We start from the raw sequence: 21,263 nt of genomic DNA, 5'->3' as shown, positions 1-21,263 counted from the left end.
GTTGGTAGCCCCCGAACCAGCACCTCGCCCGCCGGAATAGGATCGCCCATCCCGCGCCACCGGCCGTACGCTGCGCTGATGTTGCTTCGTACGTCGACCACGCTGCTGCGGACCCTGCGCGAGGACCCGGCGGACGCGGAGGTGCCGAGCCATCGGCTCCTGCTGCGCGCCGGCTACATCCGTCGCGCCGCCCCGGGCGGGTACGCCTGGCTGCCGCTGGGCAAGCTGGTGCTGGACCGGGTGACCGAGATCGTCCGGCGGGAGATGACCGCCATCGGTGACCAGGAGGTGCACTTCCCGGCGCTACTGCCGGCGGAGCCGTACCGGACCAGCGGGCGGTGGACGGAGTACGGCGACGACATCTTCACCCTGGCCGACCGGAAGGGCGCCGAGCACCTGCTCGCCCCGACCCACGAGGAGCTGGCCACCCTGCTGGTCAAGGACCTCTTCTCGTCGTACCGGGACTTCCCGGTGACGATCTTCCAGATCCAGACGAAGTTCCGGGACGAGGCCCGTCCCCGGGCCGGGCTGTTGCGCGGGCGGGAGTTCCTGATGAAGGACGCCTACTCGTTCGACCTGGACGAGGCGGGGCTGCAGGCGGCCTACGACCGGCACCGCGGGGCCTACGAGAAGGTCTTCACGCGGCTGGGGCTGGACTACACGATCGTGTCCGCCATGTCCGGGGCGATGGGCGGCTCGGCGTCGGAGGAGTTCCTGGCCGCCACGCCGGTCGGGGAGGACACCTTCGTCGGCTGCACGGCCTGCGACTACGCGGCGAACACCGAGGCGGTGACCACCCGGGCCCCGGAGGCGACCGACCCGGACGTCCGGTCGGCGATGACGGTGCACGACACCCCGGAGACGCCGACCATCGCCGCCCTGGTGGAGCTGGCGAACACGCGAGGTCTCGCCGGCCGCCGCGACTGGACCGCCGCCGACACGCTGAAGAACGTCGTGCTGGCCGTCCGCCGGCCGGGCGCCGAGTCGGCGGACGTGCTGGTCATCGGCCTGCCCGGCGACCGGGAGGTGGACCTCAAGCGGGTCGAGGCGGCACTCGCCCCGGCGACCGTGGCGGTCTTCGACGACTGGGCCGCCCACCCCGAACTGGTTCGCGGGTACATCGGCCCGCAGCTCCTGGCGAAGCTGGGCGTCCGCTACCTGGTCGACCCCCGGGTGGTCACCGGCACCGCCTGGCTGACCGGCGCCAACGAGCCGGGCCGGCACGCCACCGACGTGGTCTGCGGGCGGGACTTCACCCCCGACGGGACGATCGAGGCGGCCGAGGTGCGCCCGGGTGACCCCTGCCCGGCCTGCGGCACGGGTGAGCTGACCATGCGCCGGGGCATCGAGATCGGGCACATCTTCCAGCTCGGTCGCCGCTACACCGACGCGTTCGCCCTGGACGTGCTGGGTGCGGCGGGCAAGCCGGTCCGGCCGACCATGGGCTGCTACGGCATCGGCGTCTCCCGGGTGGTCGCCGCGATCGCCGAACAGCACCACGACGAGCGGGGCCTGGTCTGGCCGGCGGCGGTCGCGCCGTGCGACGTACACCTGGTGGCGGCCGGGAAGGGGCCGCAGGTGGACGCGGCGCTCGACCTCGGCGGACGCCTCTCCGCCGCCGGCCTGCGGGTGCTGGTCGACGACCGGACCACCGTCTCCGTCGGGGTGAAGTTCACCGACGCCGAACTGATCGGTATCCCGCGCGCCGTCGTGGTCGGCCGTCGTCTCGCCGAGGGGTACGTCGAGCTGCGCGACCGGGCCACCGGCGAGCGGGCCGAGGTGCCGCTGGACGGGCTGGTCGAGCGGCTGGTGGACGAGGTGCGCCGGACGCGCGGGGACATGGTGTAGCGCTCGCGTCACGGGGTATCGCTTCCGAATCGGCTTATGCGCATTTCGGAGGCTCTCATGACCGGTTACCGGGTCAGTGACGTGATGACCAAGCAGGTGGTCTACCTGTCCTCGGAGACCACTCTGGACGAGGCGGCCAGGGTGATGAAGGAGGCGGACATCGGCGACGTGGTGGTGACCGACGGTGCGAGCCTGGCCGGGCTGCTGACCGACCGGGACATCGTCGTCCGGGCGGTGGCCGAGCGAGCCGACCCCTCGAAGACCACCATCGGCTCGATCATCACCCGTGAGGTGGTCATGATCGAGCAGCACTCCACGGCCGGGGAGGCGGTCTCACTGATGCGGGAGCGCAACATCCGGCGGGTGCTGGTCTGCGACAACGAGCGGAAGCTGGTCGGCATCGTGTCCCTGGGCGACCTGGCGATGCAGCTCGACCCCACCTCGGCGCTGGCCGACATCAGCGAGGCGACCCCGACCACCTGACCGGCTGCCGCCCGGTGCCCCGGCGACCGCCGGGGGGCACCGGGCGGCCGGCGGTAGCCTGGCGGGATGCCCGAGATGCCGACGAAACTGGCCGAGATCGTCGAGGAGTTCGCCGCCGCGCCGAAGGACCTGGTGCTGGAGCTGCTGCTCGAATACGCCGACGTCATCCCGCCCCTGCCCGCCGGCACCGATCGGGACGAGCTGGAGCAGGTCCCGGAGTGCCAGACGGCCTTCTTCCTGCGCGCCCAGGTCAACCCGGACCGGACGGTGAGCACCGTCTTCGACTGCCCGCCGGAGGCGCCGACCACCCGCGCCTTCGCCGGCATTCTCGCCGAGGGGCTGGCCGGGGCAAGCGCCGACGAGGTGCTGGCCGTGCCGGACGACCTCTACCAGCGGATGGGGCTGTCGCAGGCGATCAGCCCGCTGCGGGTCCGCGGCGGCACGGCCATCCTCGGCCGGCTGAAGCGGCAGGTCCGGGAACAACTCGGCTGAGCCGCGGGTTGTTCCCTCTCATGGAGATCGAGATCTACGCCGACGTCGTCTGCCCGTGGTGCTACATCGGCAAGCGCCGGCTGGAGCAGGCGCTGGAGTCGTACGACGGCGACGTGACGATCCGGTACCGGCCGTTCCAGCTCGACCCGTCGCCGGTAACCGACCCGAAGCCGCTGGTCGACGCGCTGGCCGCCAAGTTCGGCGGTCGGGAACGGGCTGAGCAGATGTTCGCCCAGGTGACCGAGGTGGCCGCCGGGGTCGGGCTGAAGCTGGACTTCGACCGCGCGGTGAGCGCCAACACCTTCGAGGCGCACCGGCTGGTCCGGTTCGCCGAGGAGCGCGGCCGGGCGGGCGAGACGGTCGAGGCGCTCTACCGGGCGTACTTCACCGATGGGGTCGACGTCGGCTCCCGTGACGCGCTGGTGAAGATCGCCGCCGAGGTCGGCCTGGACGAGGCGGAGACCCGGGAGTACCTGGAGTCGAACCTCGGCCGCCGCGAGGTCGCCGCCGACCTGTCCACCGCCCACCAGCTCGGGGTGACCAGCGTGCCGACATTCGTGCTCGCCGGCAAGTACGGCGTCACCGGCGCGCAGGAGCCCGAGACACTGCTCGCCGCGCTGCGCGAGGTGGAGCACCGGGAGTCGGCCGCCTGACCCGGCATCGACACCGGTGATGTTTCACGTGCAACGAGATCGACGCTCGTGACGAGCTAGGCCGGCCTGGCCAGCCCGTCGACCACCCGCGCGCCGGGCAGCGCGCCCAGCGCCGGCCCGGGAATGGCAATCTTGCTGTGCCGCACGCCCGATCCGATGATCACGTGCGGCGCGGCGATCACCCGCGCGTCGACCAGGATCGGCCAGGACTCCGGCAGCCCGATCGGGGTGATCCCGCCGTACTCCATGCCGGTCAGCTCGACCGCCTCGGCCATCGGCGCGAAGCTCGCCTTGCGGACGTCCAGCGCCCGCCGGACCACCCCGTTGACGTCGGCCCGGGTGGTGGCGAGCAGCACGCAGGCGGCGTACCGGATCTCGCCCTCCCGCTTGCCGGCCACCACCACGCAGTTCGCCGACACGTCGAGGCCCACCTCGTACGCGGCGCAGAAGGCGGCCGTGTCGGCGAGGTCGGCGTCGATCGGGGCGACCAGCACATCGTCGACGTCCACCGGCGCCTCGGCCGACCACTGTTCCAGCGCCGCGGCGACCGGCGGCGCCAGCAGGTCCAGGCGAGCACGGGCCGGTTCGGTCTTCAGCGTCCCCATCACGGGTGCGATCCTCGCACCCGTCGCGCCGTTCCGCCCGGTGGGCGGCCGGCCCGGCACGCCCGCCCCCCGGCCCGTACCCGCCCGCCGACGGGGTCAGTTGCCGCCGAGGAAGGCGTTCTGCTGCATGAACGCCTGGTCGTCGGCCGAGGCGGACCGCGCGGCCCGCAGCGCCTGGGGGCGACGGTCCTCCAGGTCCTCCATCCCGTGCCGGACGGCGACCCGGATCACCCCGTAGAGGAAGACGAACCCGAACACGTACAGGACCACGGTGGCGATGAGCGTGAGCATGGCGTCACCGTAAGACGAACGTGAACCGGGAGAAGTCTCATCTCCGGCCGGATCCCCCGTACGTGTCGGCCAGGTGGTCGGCCCAGGTCCGCTTCCCGGCGGGGGTGGCGGTGGTGGTCAGTCCACCGGAGCGCAGCGCCCGCCCCAACCCGCCGGGAAACCGCACCGGCAGCAGCGGCCGGAACCCGGGCCGGGCCGCCCGCCAGGCGCGTACCGCCTCGTCGAAGCGGAGCACCTGCGGCCCGCCGTACTCCTCGATCCCGTTCAGCGGTCCGGCGGTGAGCCGCTCGGCGAGCCGGCCGGCGACCTCGTGCTGGTCGACCGGCTGGGCCAGCACCGCCGGATCGCCGACGACCGGGCCGAGCCGCCCCGACGTGCGCAGCAGCCGGTCGAGGAAGACCGGGAACTGGGTGGCCCGCAGCACCGTCCACGGCACCGGGCCGGTGGCCACCACGTGCTCCGCGGCCAGCTTGTGCCGGTAGTAGGACAGCGGCACCCGGTCGACGCCGACGATCGAGACGTAGAGCAGATGACCCACGCCGGCCCGGCCAGCAGCCACCGCCAGCTCCCGGGTTCCGAGCACGTCCACCCGATGGGTACGCCCACCACGGCCCGGCAGCGACGCCAGGTGCAGCACCGCGTCCACGCCGGCCACCGCCTCGGCCAGCCCCGTCGCGGACTCCAGATCGGCGACCACCCAGTCCGCCCCCGGGTCGTGCCGGGGCCGGCGGCTCATCGCCCGGACCTCGAAACCGCCCGCGCGCAGCCGGGGCAGCACCGCCCGACCCAACGTGCCGCCCGCGCCCGTCACCAGAACCTTCATCAGCAACCCTCCCTGTCACCGGCACGACGAGGTGGCCGGGCCGGTGGTGACCGCGCACCTCGACAGGTCATCGTCACCAGGATGAGGAAGACGACCAGGATCCGGAGTCGATAACGGCGGACGACCGGCTCGCTCAGCGCGCGGCGGGTGCCGACACCACCCGACCGGCGAGCAGGGCACCGAGCAGGGCGCAACCCACGGCCACCGCGAGGGTCCCCGCATAGCTCGCCGGTCCCGGCGTCGCACCGGCGGCGAGCACCGCGCCGGTCAGCGCCAACGCGGTGGCGGTGAAGAGCGCGTCGCCCAGCTGCAACGACGAACTGTTCCGCCCCTGTTCGGCAGGGGCCGACAGGGCCAGGGTCAGCACCGACAGCGAGGGGAAGAGCAGGCCCATCCCGGCCCCCGCCAGCGCCCACCCGCACACGCCCAGCGCCACCGGGACGACCGGCACGACCGTCAGCGCGACGGTGGCCGTCCCGGCGGTGATGCAGACGAAGCCGAGCCGGGGCAACGTCGCCGACGAGCGGGGCGCGGGCAGCCGCCCCTGCACCCAGGAACCGGCCGACCAGGCCAGGGCGCCCACGGTCAGCACCAGGCCGGCGGCGGTCGGCGAGAAGCCCCGCTCCCGGGAGAGCATCAGCGGAATCACCACCTCCGCCCCGGCGAACGACGCCGCACCCAGCCCGCGCAGGCTGATCACCGTCGGCAGGCCCCGCGCCGCGCGGAGGAAACCGGCCGGCAGCAGTCGCGGCGCACACCAGCCCAGGCCGGCCAGCGCCACCACCACCAGCAGCACGCCGGACGCGCCGCGCTGCTGCCCCCCGTAGTGCAGCAGCGCGGCGCTCGCCCCCGCCCCGGCGGCCCAACCGACCCGGGCGAGCGCCCCCGCCGGCGGCCGCGCGACGGCCGGTGCGTCGAGGGTGCGCAGACCGGACTCCACCAGCAGCACCGCCGGGACGGCCACCACCGGCACCACCAGGAAGACCCAGCGCCAGCCCAGGTGCTCGACGATCAGCCCGGCCACCGCCGGACCGACCAGCGACGGTACGACCCACGCCGCCGCGAACGCGGCGAAGATCCGCCGCCGCAACTGCTCCGGGTACGCCCGCCCGACCACCACGTACAGCGCGACGATGAGCAGGCCCGAACCGAGGCCCTGCACCGCCCGCCCGACGACCAGCACCGGCATCGTGCCGGCGCTGCCCGCCAGCAGCAGCCCGACCACGAAGAGCGCCACCCCGCCCCAGACCGGGGCGCGCGGCCCCCGGGAATCGCACCAGATTCCGGAGACCACCATGGCGAGCACGCTGGCGGCGAACGAGCCACCGAAGGCCAGCGCGTACAGGGAGAGACCGTTCAGGGCGCGGGCGACCGTGGGCATCGCGGTGCCCACCGCCAGCGCCTCGAAGGCGAGCAGGGAGACCAGCGCGACGCTGCCCACGGTCATGGCCCGCAGTCGCGGGTCGTACAGGCGGTCGGCGGGGGCGGCCGGGGCGGCGACGGCCGTCACCGGGGCACCCGTGGATCATTTCGCACGGACCCAGCCTGCTCCCTCAACCCGGGTTCAGGTCAACGGTGAGCCGCGTCTCGTCAGGCCGACTCGAGCGCCTCCCCGACCCCCTTCACCAGCCCCGACATGTGCTGGTCGGAGAGCAGATGACCGGCGGTGATGACCAGCGCCAGCGGCCACTCGATGACCTGGAGCGCGGCGAGCACGCCCAGCCCCGCGTAGTAGGCGACCTTGTCCGGCGGCGGCACCGCCATCTCGCCCAGCATCGGGATCTGCACCCGGTGGGCGTACGCGCGGACGGTCTCGTGGCCACCGCTGAGGTGTCGCGTGAGCGTGCTCATCCCGGCCTCCCCGGTTTCCGGTTCCCCGACCCCAGCCGGATTCCACCGGCGTCGGAGTCCATGCCCCCGCCAGCGGGGCGAACTTCTCCCACTCCCGGGGCATAACGGACGGTGCACCGGGAAGCCAGGCCGTCCCACGGAAGCGGGAGGCGAGATGGCGTACGGCAGGGGCGGGGTGGACGGCGGGAAGCAGGGCCGGCGGCCCGGCCGTACCGCTCGATGACGACACTGGGCCGGGTCGCCGGTCGCGTACTGCCGCCGCTGCCGGTGCCGGCGGTGCCGCCGCTGGTCGGCGGCGCCTCCCGTACCGTCGGCGCGGCCGCGTCGCGGTTGGCCCGCGCGGCCGGGCTGACCCGCCGCCGGGTCTGGTCCCGGCACGGCCGGCACCACATCGAGGTGCACGGCGTCTGCCAGGACGGCGGCGACCGGCTGGCCCGCCAGGTCGAGACGGCGCTGGAGCGGCTGCCCGGGGTGGCCTGGGCCCGGGTGAACGCCCCGTCCGGCCGGGTGGTGGTGGCCGTCGAGGAGCCGAAGCCGAAGCTGCGCGACCTCATCGCCACGGTGGCCCGCACCGAACGGGTCTGCCCGCACGAACCCGACCCGGAGATCCCCCCGCCGCACCCGCCCGAGGAGGGCCCGCGCACCCCGCGCACGCTCGGCGCGCTCGCCTCCGACGCGCTCGGCCTGACCATCTCCGCGGCGACCCGGATCCTGCCGTTCACCCCGGTCCCCGGCGAGGTGGCCGGGCTGCTCGGCGCCATCGACCTGCACCCGAAGCTGCACGCCCTCGCCGGCCGGGGCCTGCGCGCCGATCCGCGTGCCGAGGTGATCTTCCCGCTCGCCGAGGCGGTCGTGCAGGGCCTCACCGGCGGCTGGGCCGGGATCGTGCTCGACGGCGCGCAGCGCCTCGTCCAGTGGGGTGAGGCGCGGGCGCAGCTCGCCACCTGGGAGAAGGCCGAGCCCCGGCTCACCGGGGACCCGGACCGGGCGGTGGCCCGCACCCTTGACGGGGAGCGTCCCCGACCGATGCCGGACGGCCCGATCGAGCGGTACATCTCCTCGATGCTGGCCACCGGCGCGCTGGCCGGTGCGGCGGCGCTGCCGTTCGCCGGCCGTAAGCGGGCCGCCGCGCTGGCCCTGTCGTCGCTGCCCAAGGCCCCGGGCAGCGGCCGCGAGGGGTACGCCGCCCAGCTCGGCCGGATGCTCGCCCGGCGCGGAGTGATCGCCATGGACCGCAAGGTGCTGCGCGAACTCGACCGGATCGACACCGTGGTGCTGGACGCCGCCGTGCTCGGCTCGGCCCGCGGCGTGCTCGCCGACCTGGCGCCGCTCGGCGACGCGGAGACCGGGGAGGTGGCCGGCCGGGCCTTCGCGCTCTTCGACCCGACCGCCCCGGAGGGCACCCGGGAGGCCGACGGCTGGCGGCTCGGGCCGCTGGACGGGCTGGCCGCCGACGACCCCGGGGACACCCCGGACAGCCGCCGGCTGCGCGACGGCGGTGGGCCGCTGCTCGGCCTCGCCCACCAGGGCACCCTCGCCGCCGTCATCCGGGTCGAGCCGGAACCGGCGCCCGGTGTCGACGCGCTACCCGCCGCCGCCCGGTCCGCCGGGCTGCGCCTGGTGGTGGCCACTGACGACCCCCAGCGGTACGGCTTCGCCGACGCCGTCCTGCCCGGTGGTGACCAGCTCGCCGACTCCGTCCGTACCCTGCAACGCGACGGCGCGGTGGTGCTGCTGGTCTCCGGGGACCGCCGGGGGCTCGCCGCCGCCGACTGCGGCCTCGGCGTGGCCGGCCCGGCGGACCTGCCGCCCTGGGGCGCCCACCTGCTGGTCGGTACCGACCTGCGGATTCCGGCGCTGATCATCGAGGCGGCCGGGGTGGCCCAGCGGATGACCAGGCAGAACATCCGGCTGTCGATGGCCGGTACCGGCCTGGGCGCGCTCGGCGCGTTCACCGCCGACCGCCACCTGCTGCCCGGGCGCACCCTCGCCGCGGTCAACGGCGCGGCCGCGGTGGCCTTCGGTAACGGGGTGTGGCAGGCCCACCGGCTGCCCGGCCCGACCGGTGCGGCACCCCCGGCCACCACCGCCTGGCACCTGATGCCGGTCGACACGGTGCTCCGGCAGCTCGACAGCAGCCCGGAGGGGCTCACCGACGCGGAGGCGCGCCGCCGGCACCGCGCCGGCCCGGACGGCGGGCCGGCGACCGGCGGGCTGCTCCGCGCCTTCGTCGACGAGCTGGCCAACCCGCTCACCCCGGTACTGGCCGCCGGGGCGGTGCTCTCCGCCGCGTTCGGGTCGCTGGTCGACGCCGCGCTGGTCGGCGGCGTGGTCGGCGGTTCGGCGCTGATCGGGGCGGTGCACCAGCGCAACACCGAACGGTCCCTGGCCGAGCTGCTCTCCCGCTCGGCGGTGACCGCCCGGATCCGCCGGGACGGCACCGAGCGGGTGGTCGCCGCCGAGGACCTGGTACCCGGTGACGTGGTCACCCTCGGCCCGGGGGACGCGGTGCCGGCCGACTGCCGGGTGCTGACCGCCGACGGCCTGGAGACGGACGAGTCGTCGCTGACCGGCGAATCGCTGCCGGTGGGCAAGAGCGACGAGCCGGTGGTGGCCATCGCCGTCGCCGACCGCCACTCGATGCTCTACGAGGGCACCACGATCGCCGCCGGGCACGGCACCGCCGTGGTGGTGGCCACCGGCGCGGACACCGAGAGCGGACGCAGCCTGGCGATGGCGCGGCAGGCGCCGCCAGCCAGCGGGGTGGAGACCCGGCTGGGCAGGCTGACCAGCGCCGCGCTCCCGATGGCGGCGAGCTCGGCGGTCGCGGTGGCCGGTGCGGGGCTGCTGCGCGGCGTACCCCTGGCGGAGACGGCGGCGACCGCCGCGAACCTGGCGGTCGCGTCGGTGCCGGAGGGGCTGCCGTTCCTGGTCAGCGCGGCCCAACTGGCGGCGGCGCGGCGGCTGGCCGAGCACGGCGCCCTGGTCCGCAACCCGCGCACCATCGAGGCGTTGGGCCGGGTCGACGTGCTGTGTTTCGACAAGACCGGCACCCTCACCGAGGGCAGGCTGCTGCTCGCCGGGGTCGGCTACGACGGCCGGTACGCCCCGGTGGACAAGCTCGACGACACCCTGCGGCTGACCCTGGCGGCCGCGCTGCGGGCCACCCCGGCGGCGGACGACCCGGAGCAGCTGCCGCAGCACACCGACCGGGCGGTCCGGTACGGCTCCCGCGACGCGGGGGTGACCGAGCAGACCGGCGCGGACGGCTGGAAGGCGGTGGGCGGTTTGCCGTTCGAGCCGTCCCGCGGCTACCTCGCCATGGTCGGGCGGACCGGGGGGCGGCTGCTGCTCAGCGTGAAGGGGGCGCCGGAGACGGTGCTGCCCCGCTGCGCGGCGTGGCGTACCCCGGGTGGCCGGGACGAGCACCTGGACGGCGAGGGGCGGGACAGGCTGCACGCGATGCTCGCCGACCGGGCCGGTGCCGGGCACCGCGTCCTCGCCGTCGCCGAATGTCGGGTCGACACCCCGACGGTGACCGACGACGAGGTACGCGACCTGGTCTTCGTCGGCTTCGTCGCGCTCGCCGACGGGGTACGCGAGAGCGCCGCCCCCGCGGTCCGCCGGATCCGGCAGGCCGGCGTGCACACCATCATGATCACCGGTGACCACCCGGCCACCGCCGAGGCGATCGCGTCGATCATCAGCCCGGACCACGAGGAGCAGCGGGTCGCCACCGGCGTCGAACTCGACGAGCTGGACGACGACGCGCTCGGGGAGCGGCTGGCCCGCACCGACGTGGTGGCCCGGTGCACCCCGACGCACAAGGTCCGGATCATCCAGGCGTTGCAGAAGTGCGGCCGTACCGTGGCGATGACCGGGGACGGCGCGAACGACGCGCCGGCGATCCGGCTGGCCGACGTGGGTATCGCGCTGGGCCAGCGGGGCACCCCGGCGGCGCGGGCCGCCGCCGACCTGGTGGTCACCGACGACCGGCTGGAGACCATCATCGCCACCCTGGTCGAGGGGCGGGCGATGTGGTCCTCGGTTCGCCACGCGCTGAGCATCCTGGTCGGCGGCAACCTGGGCGAGATCGCGTTCAGCGTGCTCACCGCCGCCAGCACCGGCCGGTCGGCGCTGACCGGGCGGCAACTGCTCCTGGTCAACCTGCTCACCGACCTGGCGCCGGCGCTGGCCATCGCGGTCCGGCCGCCCGCCGCGGACCGCGCCGACGGGCTGCTGCGGGAGGGGCCGGACACCTCGCTGGGCGAGACGATGACCCGGGAGATCGGCCTGCGGGCGGCGGCCACCACGCTGGGCGCGACGGCCGGCTGGACGTTGGCCCGGTACACCGGTCGCCGGCGCCGGGCCGGCACGGTGGCGCTGGTGTCCCTGGTCGGTACCCAGCTCGGCCAGACCGTCCTGGCCGGTGGCACCAGCCCGATGGTGCTCGCCTCCACCGCTGTCTCGCTGGGCGTGCTGGCCGGGGTGGTGCAGACGCCGGGGGTGAGCCAGTTCTTCGGCTGCACCCCGCTGGGGCCGGTCGGTTGGAGCATCGCCGCCGGTTCCGCGCTGGGCGCCACCTTCGCCAACGGCGCGCTCAGCCGGCTGGTCGAGCGCCTCCCCCCGCCGCCGGGTTCGCCCGCCGGATCGGGGGCACCGAGCGGGGATGGGGACGGAACAGGCTGAGGTGACGTCCCCCTTGACGGTCTGACACCCGGATGCGCCGATCGCCGCCTCCCGGCCGGAGCCGAGGGCGGCGATCAGGATGGTGCCGGTCAGGAGCGTTCGGAGATCGCCTCGATCAGGTCGCCCACCGGGCGTTCCGGCAGGGAGCGGGCCACGTCGGCCACGGCCACGATCCCGACGAGCTCGTGCCCGTCGATCACCGGCAGCCGGCGTACCTTGTGCTTGCCCATGGTGCGCAGGATCTCCGCGGCGTCGTCGTCGGCGCCGATGGTGACGGCCTCGCCCTGGGCAAGCTCGCCGGCGGTCACGTTGGCCGGGTCCTTGCCCTGGGCGAGGACCTTCACCACGATGTCCCGGTCGGTCAGCATGCCCTTCAGGCGGTTGTCGTCGCCGCAGATCGGCAGGGAACCTACGCCCAGGTCGGCCATCCGCTTCGCGGCGGCCCGGAGGTCGTCCTGTTCGCGGACGCAGGTCACGTCGCTGGTCATGATTTCGCGTGCGGTCGGCATGATGTGCCACCTCGCTTTCGGGGGTCGTTGCTTTCCGGGGGTTGTTGTCTGAATTCGTACCCTCGGTCCGGGTGACCATGCACGCGACCTCGACCGGCCGCCGGTTCCCAGGTGGCGGCGGTATGGACGGCAACGGCCCGGGTATCCGCCGCCGGGAGGTGACGACATGTCGTTCGTCCAGGTGATCGAGTACGACACGGACCGGCCCGACGAGGTGCGGGCGCTGAGTGAGGAGTGGGGGCAGCAGCAGCTGTCGAACGCCCCGGCGCGGATGACCGTCGCGGAGGACCGGGAGCGGCCCGGCCACTTCGTCATGGTCGCCGAGTTCGACAGTTACGAGCAGGCGATGGCGCACAGCGGCCAGCCGGAGACCGGCACGTACGCCGAGCGGATGCGGCGGTTGGCCAAGGGGGAGCCCCGCTTCGTCAACCTCGACGTCACGCACCAGGAGGCGTAGCGCCGCTCCCCCCGTGTCGGTTCCGCGCACGGGGTCCCAGGTGACGGTGGCGCGGCGCGGCACAGTCGGGCGGTTGACCGTGCCGCGCGCCGTCGCCCGGCGTGTGGTGGGTGTAGCGGTGGCCGCGACTGGAGAAACTGACCGGGTGTTGAAACGTGTGCTCGGTGGCCGCTACCGGTCCGAGGAACTGCTCGGCAGCGGTGGGATGGGCGAGGTCTGGCGGGGCCGCGACCTGCGACTGGACCGACCGGTGGCGATCAAGGTGCTCTCCGCCGCCGGCCTGAGGGAGCCGATGGCCGCCGAACGGTTCGACCGCGAGGCGCGTGCGGCGGCCCGGCTGAGCCATCCCCACATCGTCGCGGTCTACGACTCCGGCACCGAGAAGGACGACTCCTACCTGGTCATGGAACTGGTGGAGGGACGGACCGTGTCGGCGCTCATCGCCGACGGACCGCTCCCCGTGGAGCAGGCCATCGCGATCGCCGTGCAGGCCGCCGACGGGATCGCCGCGGCGCACGCGGCCGGCGTGGTGCACCGGGACGTGAAGCCGGGGAACCTGATCGTCACCCCGTCCGGCACCGTGAAGATCTGCGACTTCGGCATCGCCCGGTTGGCGCTGGCCGCGGGGCACGCCACCCTGACAGGTCCGGCGACCAAGCTGGGCACCAGCTCCTACATGGCGCCCGAACAGGCGCTCGGGCTGCCGGTCGACAGCCGATCCGATCTGTACGGTCTGGGCTGCACCCTCTACGCCATGCTGGCCGGCACGCCGCCGTTCACGGGTGATCCGTTGAGCGTCCTGCACCAGCACGTCAACGACCCGCCCCCGCCGCTGAGCGAACGCCGCTCGGACCTCCCCGCCGCGCTGGACGCCCTGGTGGCGGAGCTGCTCGCCAAGGATTCGGCCGCCCGGCCGACCGACGCCGGGGAGGTCCGTGACCGCCTCGCGGCGCTGGGGACGTCCCCGGTCGTCCTGCCGCCTTCCCTACCGTCGCAGCGCTCCGACTCCGACCGGCCCGGTCCGAGCGCCCCGGTCGTGGCCATGGCGGTGCGGGGAGATCCGGGCACCGGGGAACGACCGGTACGACGGCGACGCGCCCTGCTCCTGGTGACGGCCGGCGTCCTCGGCGTCGCGCTGCTCACGCTGGTCGCCGCCGCGCTGCTGCGCCCCGACACCGGCACGTCGGTCGCGCCGCCCACCGGCACGTCGGTGCCCGCCAGTCCGACCCCGGTACGGCCGAGCCCGGCGACCGTGGCCCCGACGACCCCGGCGGTCCGGACGGTCGAGCCGGCGGCCCCGGTGGCCCCGAGCACCCCGACCACCCCGACCACCCTGAAGACCAGCGAGGCGCCCAGCCCGCCGGCCGTCTCGCGTACGCCGGCCCCGCCCGCCGACCCCGTCGTCGCGATGCGCCTGTCGATCCAGGAACAGGTGCAGACCGGCCAACTCAACCCGGACGCGGCGAGGGACCTGCACAGCAAGGTGGACGCCATCGCCAAGGAGATCGCCGAGAACGACCCGGAGCAGGCCGCGGAGCAGATCAAGAAGCTCCGCGACAAGCTGGCCGAACTCCTCCGGGGCGGCAAGCTCAGCGCGGCCGGCTACGACGAGCTGACCGCCGGCGTCGACCGGATCGCCGCCGAGTTGTGAGAACGCGGGACCGGGTGTGCACCGGGTCGGGTCAGTGCCAGGTGGCGGCGGCCCGGCGCAGCCGGTCGTTGATGGCCCGCCCCACCCCCACCTCGGGGGCGGCCTCGGCGACGATCTCCGTCACCCCGGCCGCGTCGAGCCGGTGCAGGGCGTCGAAGAGCCGGGCGGCGGCCTCGGTGACGTCGCCGGTCGGCGAGAGCACCTCCACCGCGACGTACCCGTCGGCCGGATGCTCCCGGAAGGCCAGGAACCCGCGCCGGGCGCCGTCGCCGGCCGCCGGCTCCGCGCCGACCACCAACCGCAACGGGGTACGCGGCGCGTAGTGCGCGGCCAGCGTCCCCGGCGCCACCGGCTGCCCCGAGCTGCCCGGCCGTACGGTCACCGGCCCGACCGCCTCGACCAACTCCTCGACGGCCAGCGCGCCGAGCCGCAGCACCACCGGCCGATCACCGCGGGCGTCCACGATGGTCGACTCGATTCCGCACCGGGTCGGCCCGCCGTCCAGCACCACGTCGACGGCCGCGCCCAGCCCGCGCACCACGTGCTCGGCGCGGGTGGGGCTGAGCTGCCCGAACCGGTTGGCGCTGGGGGCCGCCACGGGCACCCCGGCGGCCCGGATCAGCGCCCGCGCGGACGCCTCGTCGGGCACCCGGACGGCCATCGTGTCCAGCCCGGAGGTGACGATCGGCGGGATCTCGGCGGGCCGGTCCACGATGAGGGTGAGCGGGCCGGGCCAGAACCGGGCGGCCAGCGCGGCCACCGCCGGCGGCACCGGGCCGACGAGTTTCTCCAGGTCGGCGGCGTCGGCGAGGTGGCTGATCAGCGGGTCGAAGCTGGGCCGGGCCTTCGCCTCGAAGATCCGGGCAGCGGCCCGCGCGTCGAGGGCGTTCGCCCCGAGCCCGTAGACGGTCTCGGTGGGGAACGCGACCAGGCCGCCGGCGCGCAGCACGGCGGCGGCCTCGGCGACGCCGCTGTCGGCGGGCAGGACGCGGGGAGTTCCGGTGCTCACGCCCCGACGCTAGCCTGCCGCCGGGACGGGTGGTCCGGTCAGGGGCGAGGTGCCACCCCGTCGTTTGCCGCACCTTCCCCGGCGGCACGTGCTGGCGGGGTACACAGGTCGCAGGATCCCCGACCCCTGGGAGCGCTCATGACCTCAGCCGACGGCCAGCCGACGAAGCGCGTGCGGAGCCTGGACGACCTGGTCACCTGGATGCAGTGGCTCGCCGACGACGTGGCCCGCGCGCCGGACGCCGTGGTCAACCCGGAGCTGGACCAGTTCCTGGCCGCCTGCGCCACCCAGCTGCGCGATCGTGGGCGCCTGCAACGCCGGGCGGGCCAGCCGGCGCCGGACGGGGCAGCCTGGCAGTTGGTGGCCGACGCGCTGGCGTCCGCCTGCCACGACTACTGACCCCACCGGCGGCCCGGCTAGGCTCCCCGGATGCGGATCGACCTGTGCACCGTCGTGGTGCGGGACTACGACGAGGCCATCCGGTTCTTCACCGAGGCGCTCGGCTTCGAGCTGGTCGAGGACTCCCCGTCGCTCACCAACGACGGACGCCCCAAGCGATGGGTGGTCGTCCGGCCGGCCGGCGGGGGAACGGGCCTGCTGCTCGCCCGCGCCGACGGTGAACGGCAGGAGGCGGTGATCGGCGACCAGACGGCCGGCCGGGTCGGCTTCTTCCTTCAGGTCGACGACTTCCGCGCCGTGTACGACCGGATGACCGCGTACGGCGTGGAGTTCGTCTCCGCCCCGCGCACCCAGCCCTATGGCCAGGTGGCCGTCTTCCTCGACGTGGCCGGCAACCGCTGGGACCTGCTCGGCCCGGCGTAGCCCGGCCCCGGTCTCCCCTCGCTACGGTGCTGGCTCTTCACCCCGCAGTACCCGGACGGCGGCCACGACGTCGTCGACGGTGCGGTCCGGTCGGGGCAGGTGGCCGGCCAGTCCTTTCCTCTGCTGACCCAGACGCTGGCAAGCCCGACCGCACGACCACCCTCGACGTCGAGCAGCGGGCTCAGGCAGTTGGCGGGTGTTGTCGAGGTCGAAGAGTGCCAACCGCTGCATCGTCAACGACCGTGCCGACACGCGGCTTCCGATCTGAGCACGCGTTCGGTCGATTTCGGACTCGGTCGTGACATCTCCTCCTCGAAATCCGCGACCTGGCCGACGCCGAACAGGAGGCACCCCCTGGAGATCAACTCGGTGATAGCCTCCTGCGCTGGCGGGATGGAGGCACCATCCCGTCGCCTTCCGGCGCTCGAGAGGATTACCCAGTTGCTTCGTCGTTCTTCGGCGCTTCTGCTTGCCCTGCTAGGCCTGTCGGTGCTGCTGGCGGTTCCCGCCCCGGCGCAGGCCGCAGGAACCTGCGTCCTGAATGCACCCGGCAGGGTGGCGATCGGTCGTCCCTACATCGGCCTGAAGCTGACCATGAGCGGGCCGTGCTACCCCGGATATGGGGCGTGGTCGCTCTACCACCCGAGTCAGGGTCTCCAGGACGTCGCGATCTTCGACGACACCACCGCTGACTACTGGGACGTCTACAGCTTCCACACGATCGGCGTGCACACCTGGCGACCCAGCGGCGCGTGGGACGGCAACTACGCCGACCAGGCGCAGAATCAGCCGACCTCCACCGTGAAGCTGGCGGCCGGGGCGTGGATCTCCTCGTCGCGCAGCGGCGACGTGGTGACGCTGAAGGGCACCTCGCTGCTCTACTCGGTCTCGAACAACAACTACTTCAAGCGATCCGCCGGTGGCGTCTTCCAGTTCCGGGAGCGCGGCACCACGCAGTGGCAGAACCTGAAGTCGGTGTGGACCAACAGCAGAGGTGAGGCCACGATTTCCTACCGGTCCAGCAAGATCCGGGACTACCGGTTCGCGCTGTACTCGACCTCGATCAGCTGGGACCTGGGCAGCGCGGTGACCACCCGCTGACGTAGTGCGGCACTGATCCTGCCCGGTTCCGACGGGACAGCAGGTGCATCAGGGAGCCGCACACGGCGCACAACGGCGTCAAGAGAAACAGAACCCCCGCCGACGTCGAGGCGAGGTCGGCGGGGGTTGCTCAAGGCAACTCCACAGCGACGACGGAGCGACCCTGCACGGGCGGGCAGCGAGTCAGGGTGGGGGCCACTGGTACAGCACCGTGAATCCTGCAGCCGCGAACGACACCGCGGCCACCGGCCAAGGCCACCATCGGCCCTCTATACGCAGCCGTGCCAGAGCCGCCCCCAGGGAAAGCACGGCGAGCAGACCCGCCGTGAAAGCGCTAAGCCACAAGAGTCGGCTGTTGGCGGGTCTGCACCGTCCGAACTCAGGATCGCAGGACCCGGGATGGGTCAGATCAGGGGTCAGCCAGACGAGCACCCACCCGAGCCAGAGCAGGAACGGGATTACGACGACCAGTACGGTCGCCGCCGCTCCCTTACGTAACCCAAGGACCGGTGCCGGCTGAGGACGCTTATCGGTTTCTGGGGCAGGCATGCCCACACCATTCCGGCCTCGCCTTGCGGTTGGAAGCACGAACCGGTCACATGGGTGCCGACAGTCCGTCGATGTTCACCCCGCTGCGTAAATCCCGGCTGACGTCGCCAGAGTGCGCGAGCTAGCCGCTTGCCGCGTTGTGCTTCGCCACCAGGCTCGGGAGTTCGTCCAGCGAATCGATACGGAACAGGCACTGCTCAGACACGGCTGGCATGTCGAGGATGTAACCCCACGGACCGCGCCGGATCAGGCACGTCTTCATACCGGCCTCCTTGGCCGGGCGTACATCGTTGTCGGGCCGATCGCCGACGTACAGGATCGAAGACGCATCGCCACCGCCTTCGCGAATGACCCGCTCGAAAAAAGCCGATGACGGCTTCGCCACGCCCCAACCGTGCGACGTGCCGATCACATCCACGGGCAGGTCGAGAGCACGGAGGATCGCCTCAGCATGAGCCGGCTGGTTGCCAGCCAAGCCCACGAACATGCCCTGATCCTTCAAGGAGGTCAGGCACGCTCGCGCGTCGGGGTAGAGATCCTCTTCGCCGAACGACTCCGGTTTGCCAGCGGCTGCTCGGCGTTCGAGCTCGCCCGCGAGATCGAAACCTGGCCGGAAGACCCGGAACGGTTCCTGCCAGTCCAGACCCTGGGCGATCGCCGCACCGAAGACCGCCGAAAACGTATGCCGTGGAACGCCGAACCAGTCCGCCCAGGTCTCGAACTCGCGGGACTCGTCGAGAATCGTCCCGCCGACATCGAAAAAGATCGCGTCGATCACTTGCGTTCCTCCGTCACGGTCGCGCTGCCAGCGGATCATAGACGGGATCGTCGTAACCTGGCTCATGATCATCACGGCGATTGGCGCCTAGCCCGAGCCGTGGCCATCGTGCTGCGTATGCAGACCACAGGTCGTGAATTTCGTTTCGGTCCGTTCGCGGGCCTTGGCGTGTTGCCAGTGGGCAAATGCGAGTTCGCACGTCCGAGGAGGCCATCGACTGCGCCAGCCTTCTCTACGGCACTGCTACGCGACATAGCTGGTGTCCGGCGGGGTTCCCTTCACCGTCACTCAGGCGGTGACGGGCCACGAGCAGGCGTCGACCACACTCAACCGCTATACGCATACCCCGGATGAGAACAGCCGTGACCAGGCCCAGTGAGGTGGTGGAGCCCAGGGTACTCAAACCCCTAACTCCTGCCTTGCAAAGATCAAGACTGCTGTCGGCCGGCGTCGGCCACTGCCGCTGACCTGCTCGACTTGTCGGCTGCCGTCGCTCGTCGCCCCTATCCGTCGGCTGGCTTGGCTGTACGGATGGCTGTACAGCCACCTTCTGATCCGTAGATCCCCAAGAGCACTTCACAAGCGTTCGGCAGAGTTCGCGTCGCGCTGGTCGTCGCACGCTCGGCAACTCCATCGGTCCGGGCTCGTCCGGCGTCGTTCGCCCCAGTGGCGCCCAGCCGTGGCTCCCACCGAGGACTGAGACCACGCTGCGATCATCACTGACGCCGACAACCACCGGCCTCGCAACGGTCATGGCCAGGCTCAGGAACTCGCAGGTCGCATTGGGTCGGCCGCCTACGGGCCTCATCCATGCCGTCCACGGAGCCTGTCGACCGGTGGCGCTCGGCTGAGTACTTCGACGGATATGCACTCAACGGCTGCGGCCATACGCTCACCACCGTGAACCCGATTTCACCCCCGCCCAAGCGGACCATGGTCTGGCAGAGCCTGGCCTTCATGACGGCCTGCCATGGCCTGCTCATCGCCGCGCTCGCCCTGTTGTGGACGCTGCTTCCCGCCCACGGCCAATGCGGGGGGATCGACTGCATTCCACACGACCTCTTGCTTCGCCTGGCAATCATGTTCGGCCCTTTGTTCCTTGCTGCGGCACTCCTCGCCTCGGCAGTCATGCTTTGGTTCACGGTGGCCCGGAACGAGCCTCAAGCGGCCTGGGCCATTGGGACAACGGCTGCACTCACCGGCTGGCTCGTCGGGTTTGCCGCCATCTTGCTGCAACAGCTACTCCAAGTTTCTTGATCAATGAGAGCGGATCTCCTCGTCGGGCAGTTGTAGACCGTCCAGCCTCCCCGGACGGGGACAAGGTGGAGCGCCTCACCAGCCGAACGACCTTGGCCCCGTCCGGGGAGGCTGGTAGCCCTTGTGGTGCCCGGCGCGAGGAGGTCCGCGGCTGATCTCTGAGGAGGGCCGGGGTTCGGGGCGGAGCCCCGAAGTCTTAGGAGTCCTGGTCGTCCCGCAGTTTGGCCGGCCGGCCCGGCCGATGCCGGCCGGAGGTCGCCAGCAGGCCGGGGCCGGGCCGGCGCGGCCCGCTTGCGGGCCGCCTTGATCCTTAAAGAGGCCAATTCGGCAGTGCGCGGGCCTTGTCAGGGTCCTCCGTTGGCTGATGTGCGACACGCGTCTGCCCAACTCATCCGCGACGTCCGCGCGGATCGCGGCAGATCCGGATGGCCGCAGCGCACGCGACCTGCGACATGGGCGGGCGCACTCGGAAGTGCTGCAAGTCGACGGGGTCACGTCCAACGACGCGACGTCACGGATGCCGGGCGGCTATGACCCGAACTTCTTCCATTGCCCTTCGGAGACCACCTCGACGGAGCCGTCGTCGACTTTGATGGCCGTCTGTTCGTCGATGGCGTAGGCCGGGACACCGATTTCGGCGGCCCACCGCTCTGCGTCGGCCAGGGTGTTTGTTGGGAAAGCGTCCAGGTGCGGGAAGATCGAGAAGTCGACGACTCCGAGGGTGCGGTCGCCCGGCGCGGACGGCCACTCGACGAAGTACGTTCCGATCCGGGGTGTCATCACCATGCTTCCGGCACTCACTCCCACCCAGACCGTGTCGGGCAGCGATGGCAGCAGATCGGCCAGCCCGGACTCCCGCATCCAGTGGCACAGGTACGTCGCGTCGCCGCCGTCGACCAGGAGCACGTCAGCCTCCCGTACCCAGGGGACCCATCGCTCCGCGCCGATGGTGGGCAGTGCGGTGAGCTCGAGGACACCGAGCGACGCCCAATCCAGGCCGGACGGGTACTGAAACACGGGCTCGGCGGCTACGAAGCCCCGCACTGATTTCGGGCCGCACATCGGGTGACCCCATTGTGCTGTCGGGACGCAGAGGGCGTGGCACTCGGCGATCGGCTTGCCGAGGAGCTGCACGAGCGCCGAGTGGATGCTTGGGTTCGTGACGCCGCCTGACGTAAGCAAGAGCTTCAAGGTGCCTCCAAATTCGCGCGGGTGGATGTACTTGAAGACTCGGGACCGTGCTGGAACTCATCGGAGGTCGGGCAACCTCTTCAGAGGTCCCTCAGGTCGCCAGGTGCGATTGCCGCTAATCCTCCACCCGGTCCTACCCCGTGTCGGCTCCGCCTGAAAACTGACCACGTGGTTCCGGCTGAATCGGGACCACCTCCTGAAGCA

Annotated in this window: 20 protein-coding genes; 11 read left to right on the top strand and 9 right to left on the bottom strand. The window is 72.6% G+C overall.

Going from position 1 to position 21,263, the window contains the following annotated elements:
• Positions 1–78: 78 nt before the first annotated feature.
• From V6U81_RS22160 to V6U81_RS22145, 4 genes are all read left to right on the top strand, one after another.
• On the top strand, positions 79–1,848 hold the full coding sequence (locus V6U81_RS22160) for a proline--tRNA ligase (protein WP_334491808.1): 1,770 nt from the start codon (positions 79–81) through the stop codon (positions 1,846–1,848).
• 57 nt (positions 1,849–1,905) lie between these two features.
• Complete coding sequence (locus tag V6U81_RS22155) at positions 1,906–2,331, top strand: CBS domain-containing protein (RefSeq protein WP_334491807.1); 426 nt, start codon at positions 1,906–1,908, stop codon at positions 2,329–2,331.
• 66 nt (positions 2,332–2,397) lie between these two features.
• The gene (locus tag V6U81_RS22150) at positions 2,398–2,823 is read left to right on the top strand and encodes a SufE family protein (protein ID WP_334491806.1); all 426 of its coding nucleotides are present in this window, start codon (positions 2,398–2,400) and stop codon (positions 2,821–2,823) included.
• Positions 2,824–2,843: 20 nt separating this feature from the next.
• A complete protein-coding gene (locus V6U81_RS22145) occupies positions 2,844–3,476 on the top strand; it encodes a DsbA family oxidoreductase (protein WP_334491805.1) in 633 nt (210 codons plus the stop codon).
• Between the two features lie 56 nt (positions 3,477–3,532).
• On the opposite strand, the gene V6U81_RS22140 is transcribed toward V6U81_RS22145, so the two are convergent.
• The 5 genes from V6U81_RS22140 to V6U81_RS22120 form a co-directional block, all read right to left on the bottom strand.
• The gene (locus tag V6U81_RS22140; RefSeq protein WP_334491804.1) at positions 3,533–4,081 is read right to left on the bottom strand and encodes a YbaK/EbsC family protein; all 549 of its coding nucleotides are present in this window, start codon (positions 4,079–4,081) and stop codon (positions 3,533–3,535) included.
• 96 nt (positions 4,082–4,177) lie between these two features.
• Positions 4,178–4,372 carry a hypothetical protein gene (locus V6U81_RS22135; RefSeq protein WP_334491803.1) on the bottom strand — a complete coding sequence of 65 codons (195 nt, stop codon included), beginning with the start codon at positions 4,370–4,372 and terminating at the stop codon, positions 4,178–4,180.
• Positions 4,373–4,409: 37 nt separating this feature from the next.
• Complete coding sequence (locus tag V6U81_RS22130; protein ID WP_334491802.1) at positions 4,410–5,195, bottom strand: SDR family oxidoreductase; 786 nt, start codon at positions 5,193–5,195, stop codon at positions 4,410–4,412.
• 133 nt (positions 5,196–5,328) lie between these two features.
• On the bottom strand, positions 5,329–6,705 hold the full coding sequence (locus tag V6U81_RS22125; protein WP_334491801.1) for an MFS transporter: 1,377 nt from the start codon (positions 6,703–6,705) through the stop codon (positions 5,329–5,331).
• An 80-nt stretch (positions 6,706–6,785) separates the two neighbouring features.
• Positions 6,786–7,046, bottom strand: coding sequence for a hypothetical protein (locus V6U81_RS22120; protein ID WP_334491800.1), 261 nt, complete (start codon positions 7,044–7,046; stop codon positions 6,786–6,788).
• Positions 7,047–7,265: 219 nt separating this feature from the next.
• On the opposite strand from V6U81_RS22120, the gene V6U81_RS22115 reads away from it, so the two are divergent.
• Positions 7,266–11,735, top strand: a complete 4,470-nt coding sequence (locus V6U81_RS22115) for a cation-translocating P-type ATPase (RefSeq protein WP_334491799.1) — start codon at positions 7,266–7,268, stop codon at positions 11,733–11,735.
• An 89-nt stretch (positions 11,736–11,824) separates the two neighbouring features.
• On the opposite strand, the gene V6U81_RS22110 is transcribed toward V6U81_RS22115, so the two are convergent.
• Complete coding sequence (locus V6U81_RS22110) at positions 11,825–12,244, bottom strand: CBS domain-containing protein (protein ID WP_334491798.1); 420 nt, start codon at positions 12,242–12,244, stop codon at positions 11,825–11,827.
• 166 nt (positions 12,245–12,410) lie between these two features.
• Here V6U81_RS22110 and V6U81_RS22105 point away from each other — a divergent pair, with 166 nt between their 5' ends.
• A complete protein-coding gene (locus V6U81_RS22105) occupies positions 12,411–12,701 on the top strand; it encodes a hypothetical protein (protein WP_334491797.1) in 291 nt (96 codons plus the stop codon).
• Between the two features lie 145 nt (positions 12,702–12,846).
• The gene (locus V6U81_RS22100; protein WP_334491795.1) at positions 12,847–14,352 is read left to right on the top strand and encodes a protein kinase domain-containing protein; all 1,506 of its coding nucleotides are present in this window, start codon (positions 12,847–12,849) and stop codon (positions 14,350–14,352) included.
• Positions 14,353–14,383: 31 nt separating this feature from the next.
• Here V6U81_RS22100 and V6U81_RS22095 read toward each other — a convergent pair whose 3' ends face one another.
• Positions 14,384–15,337, bottom strand: coding sequence for an L-threonylcarbamoyladenylate synthase (locus V6U81_RS22095; RefSeq protein ID WP_334491837.1), 954 nt, complete (start codon positions 15,335–15,337; stop codon positions 14,384–14,386).
• A gap of 162 nt (positions 15,338–15,499) precedes the next feature.
• Here V6U81_RS22095 and V6U81_RS22090 point away from each other — a divergent pair, with 162 nt between their 5' ends.
• From V6U81_RS22090 to V6U81_RS22080, 3 genes are all read left to right on the top strand, one after another.
• Complete coding sequence (locus V6U81_RS22090; protein ID WP_334491794.1) at positions 15,500–15,760, top strand: DUF7660 family protein; 261 nt, start codon at positions 15,500–15,502, stop codon at positions 15,758–15,760.
• Between the two features lie 30 nt (positions 15,761–15,790).
• Positions 15,791–16,183 carry a VOC family protein gene (locus tag V6U81_RS22085; RefSeq protein ID WP_334491793.1) on the top strand — a complete coding sequence of 131 codons (393 nt, stop codon included), beginning with the start codon at positions 15,791–15,793 and terminating at the stop codon, positions 16,181–16,183.
• 555 nt (positions 16,184–16,738) lie between these two features.
• Positions 16,739–17,284, top strand: coding sequence for a hypothetical protein (locus V6U81_RS22080; RefSeq protein ID WP_334491792.1), 546 nt, complete (start codon positions 16,739–16,741; stop codon positions 17,282–17,284).
• Between the two features lie 670 nt (positions 17,285–17,954).
• Here the strand turns inward: V6U81_RS22080 and V6U81_RS22075 are convergent.
• Positions 17,955–18,611 (bottom strand): HAD family hydrolase, encoded by a 657-nt coding sequence (locus tag V6U81_RS22075; RefSeq protein WP_334491836.1) that lies wholly within the window; start codon positions 18,609–18,611, stop codon positions 17,955–17,957.
• Positions 18,612–19,421: 810 nt separating this feature from the next.
• Here V6U81_RS22075 and V6U81_RS22070 point away from each other — a divergent pair.
• Positions 19,422–19,868 (top strand): hypothetical protein, encoded by a 447-nt coding sequence (locus V6U81_RS22070; RefSeq protein WP_334491791.1) that lies wholly within the window; start codon positions 19,422–19,424, stop codon positions 19,866–19,868.
• 528 nt (positions 19,869–20,396) lie between these two features.
• Here the strand turns inward: V6U81_RS22070 and V6U81_RS22065 are convergent.
• Positions 20,397–21,059: a Type 1 glutamine amidotransferase-like domain-containing protein gene (locus tag V6U81_RS22065; protein ID WP_334491790.1), complete on the bottom strand. Its 663-nt coding sequence runs from the start codon at positions 21,057–21,059 to the stop codon at positions 20,397–20,399.
• Positions 21,060–21,263: the final 204 nt, after the last annotated feature.

It is taken from the genome of Micromonospora lacuserhaii (genome assembly GCF_036902735.1).
Lineage (GTDB): Bacteria > Actinomycetota > Actinomycetes > Mycobacteriales > Micromonosporaceae > Micromonospora.
The sequence above is the reverse complement of the archived record's forward strand: the minus strand, read 5'-3'. Positions and strand labels throughout refer to the sequence as shown.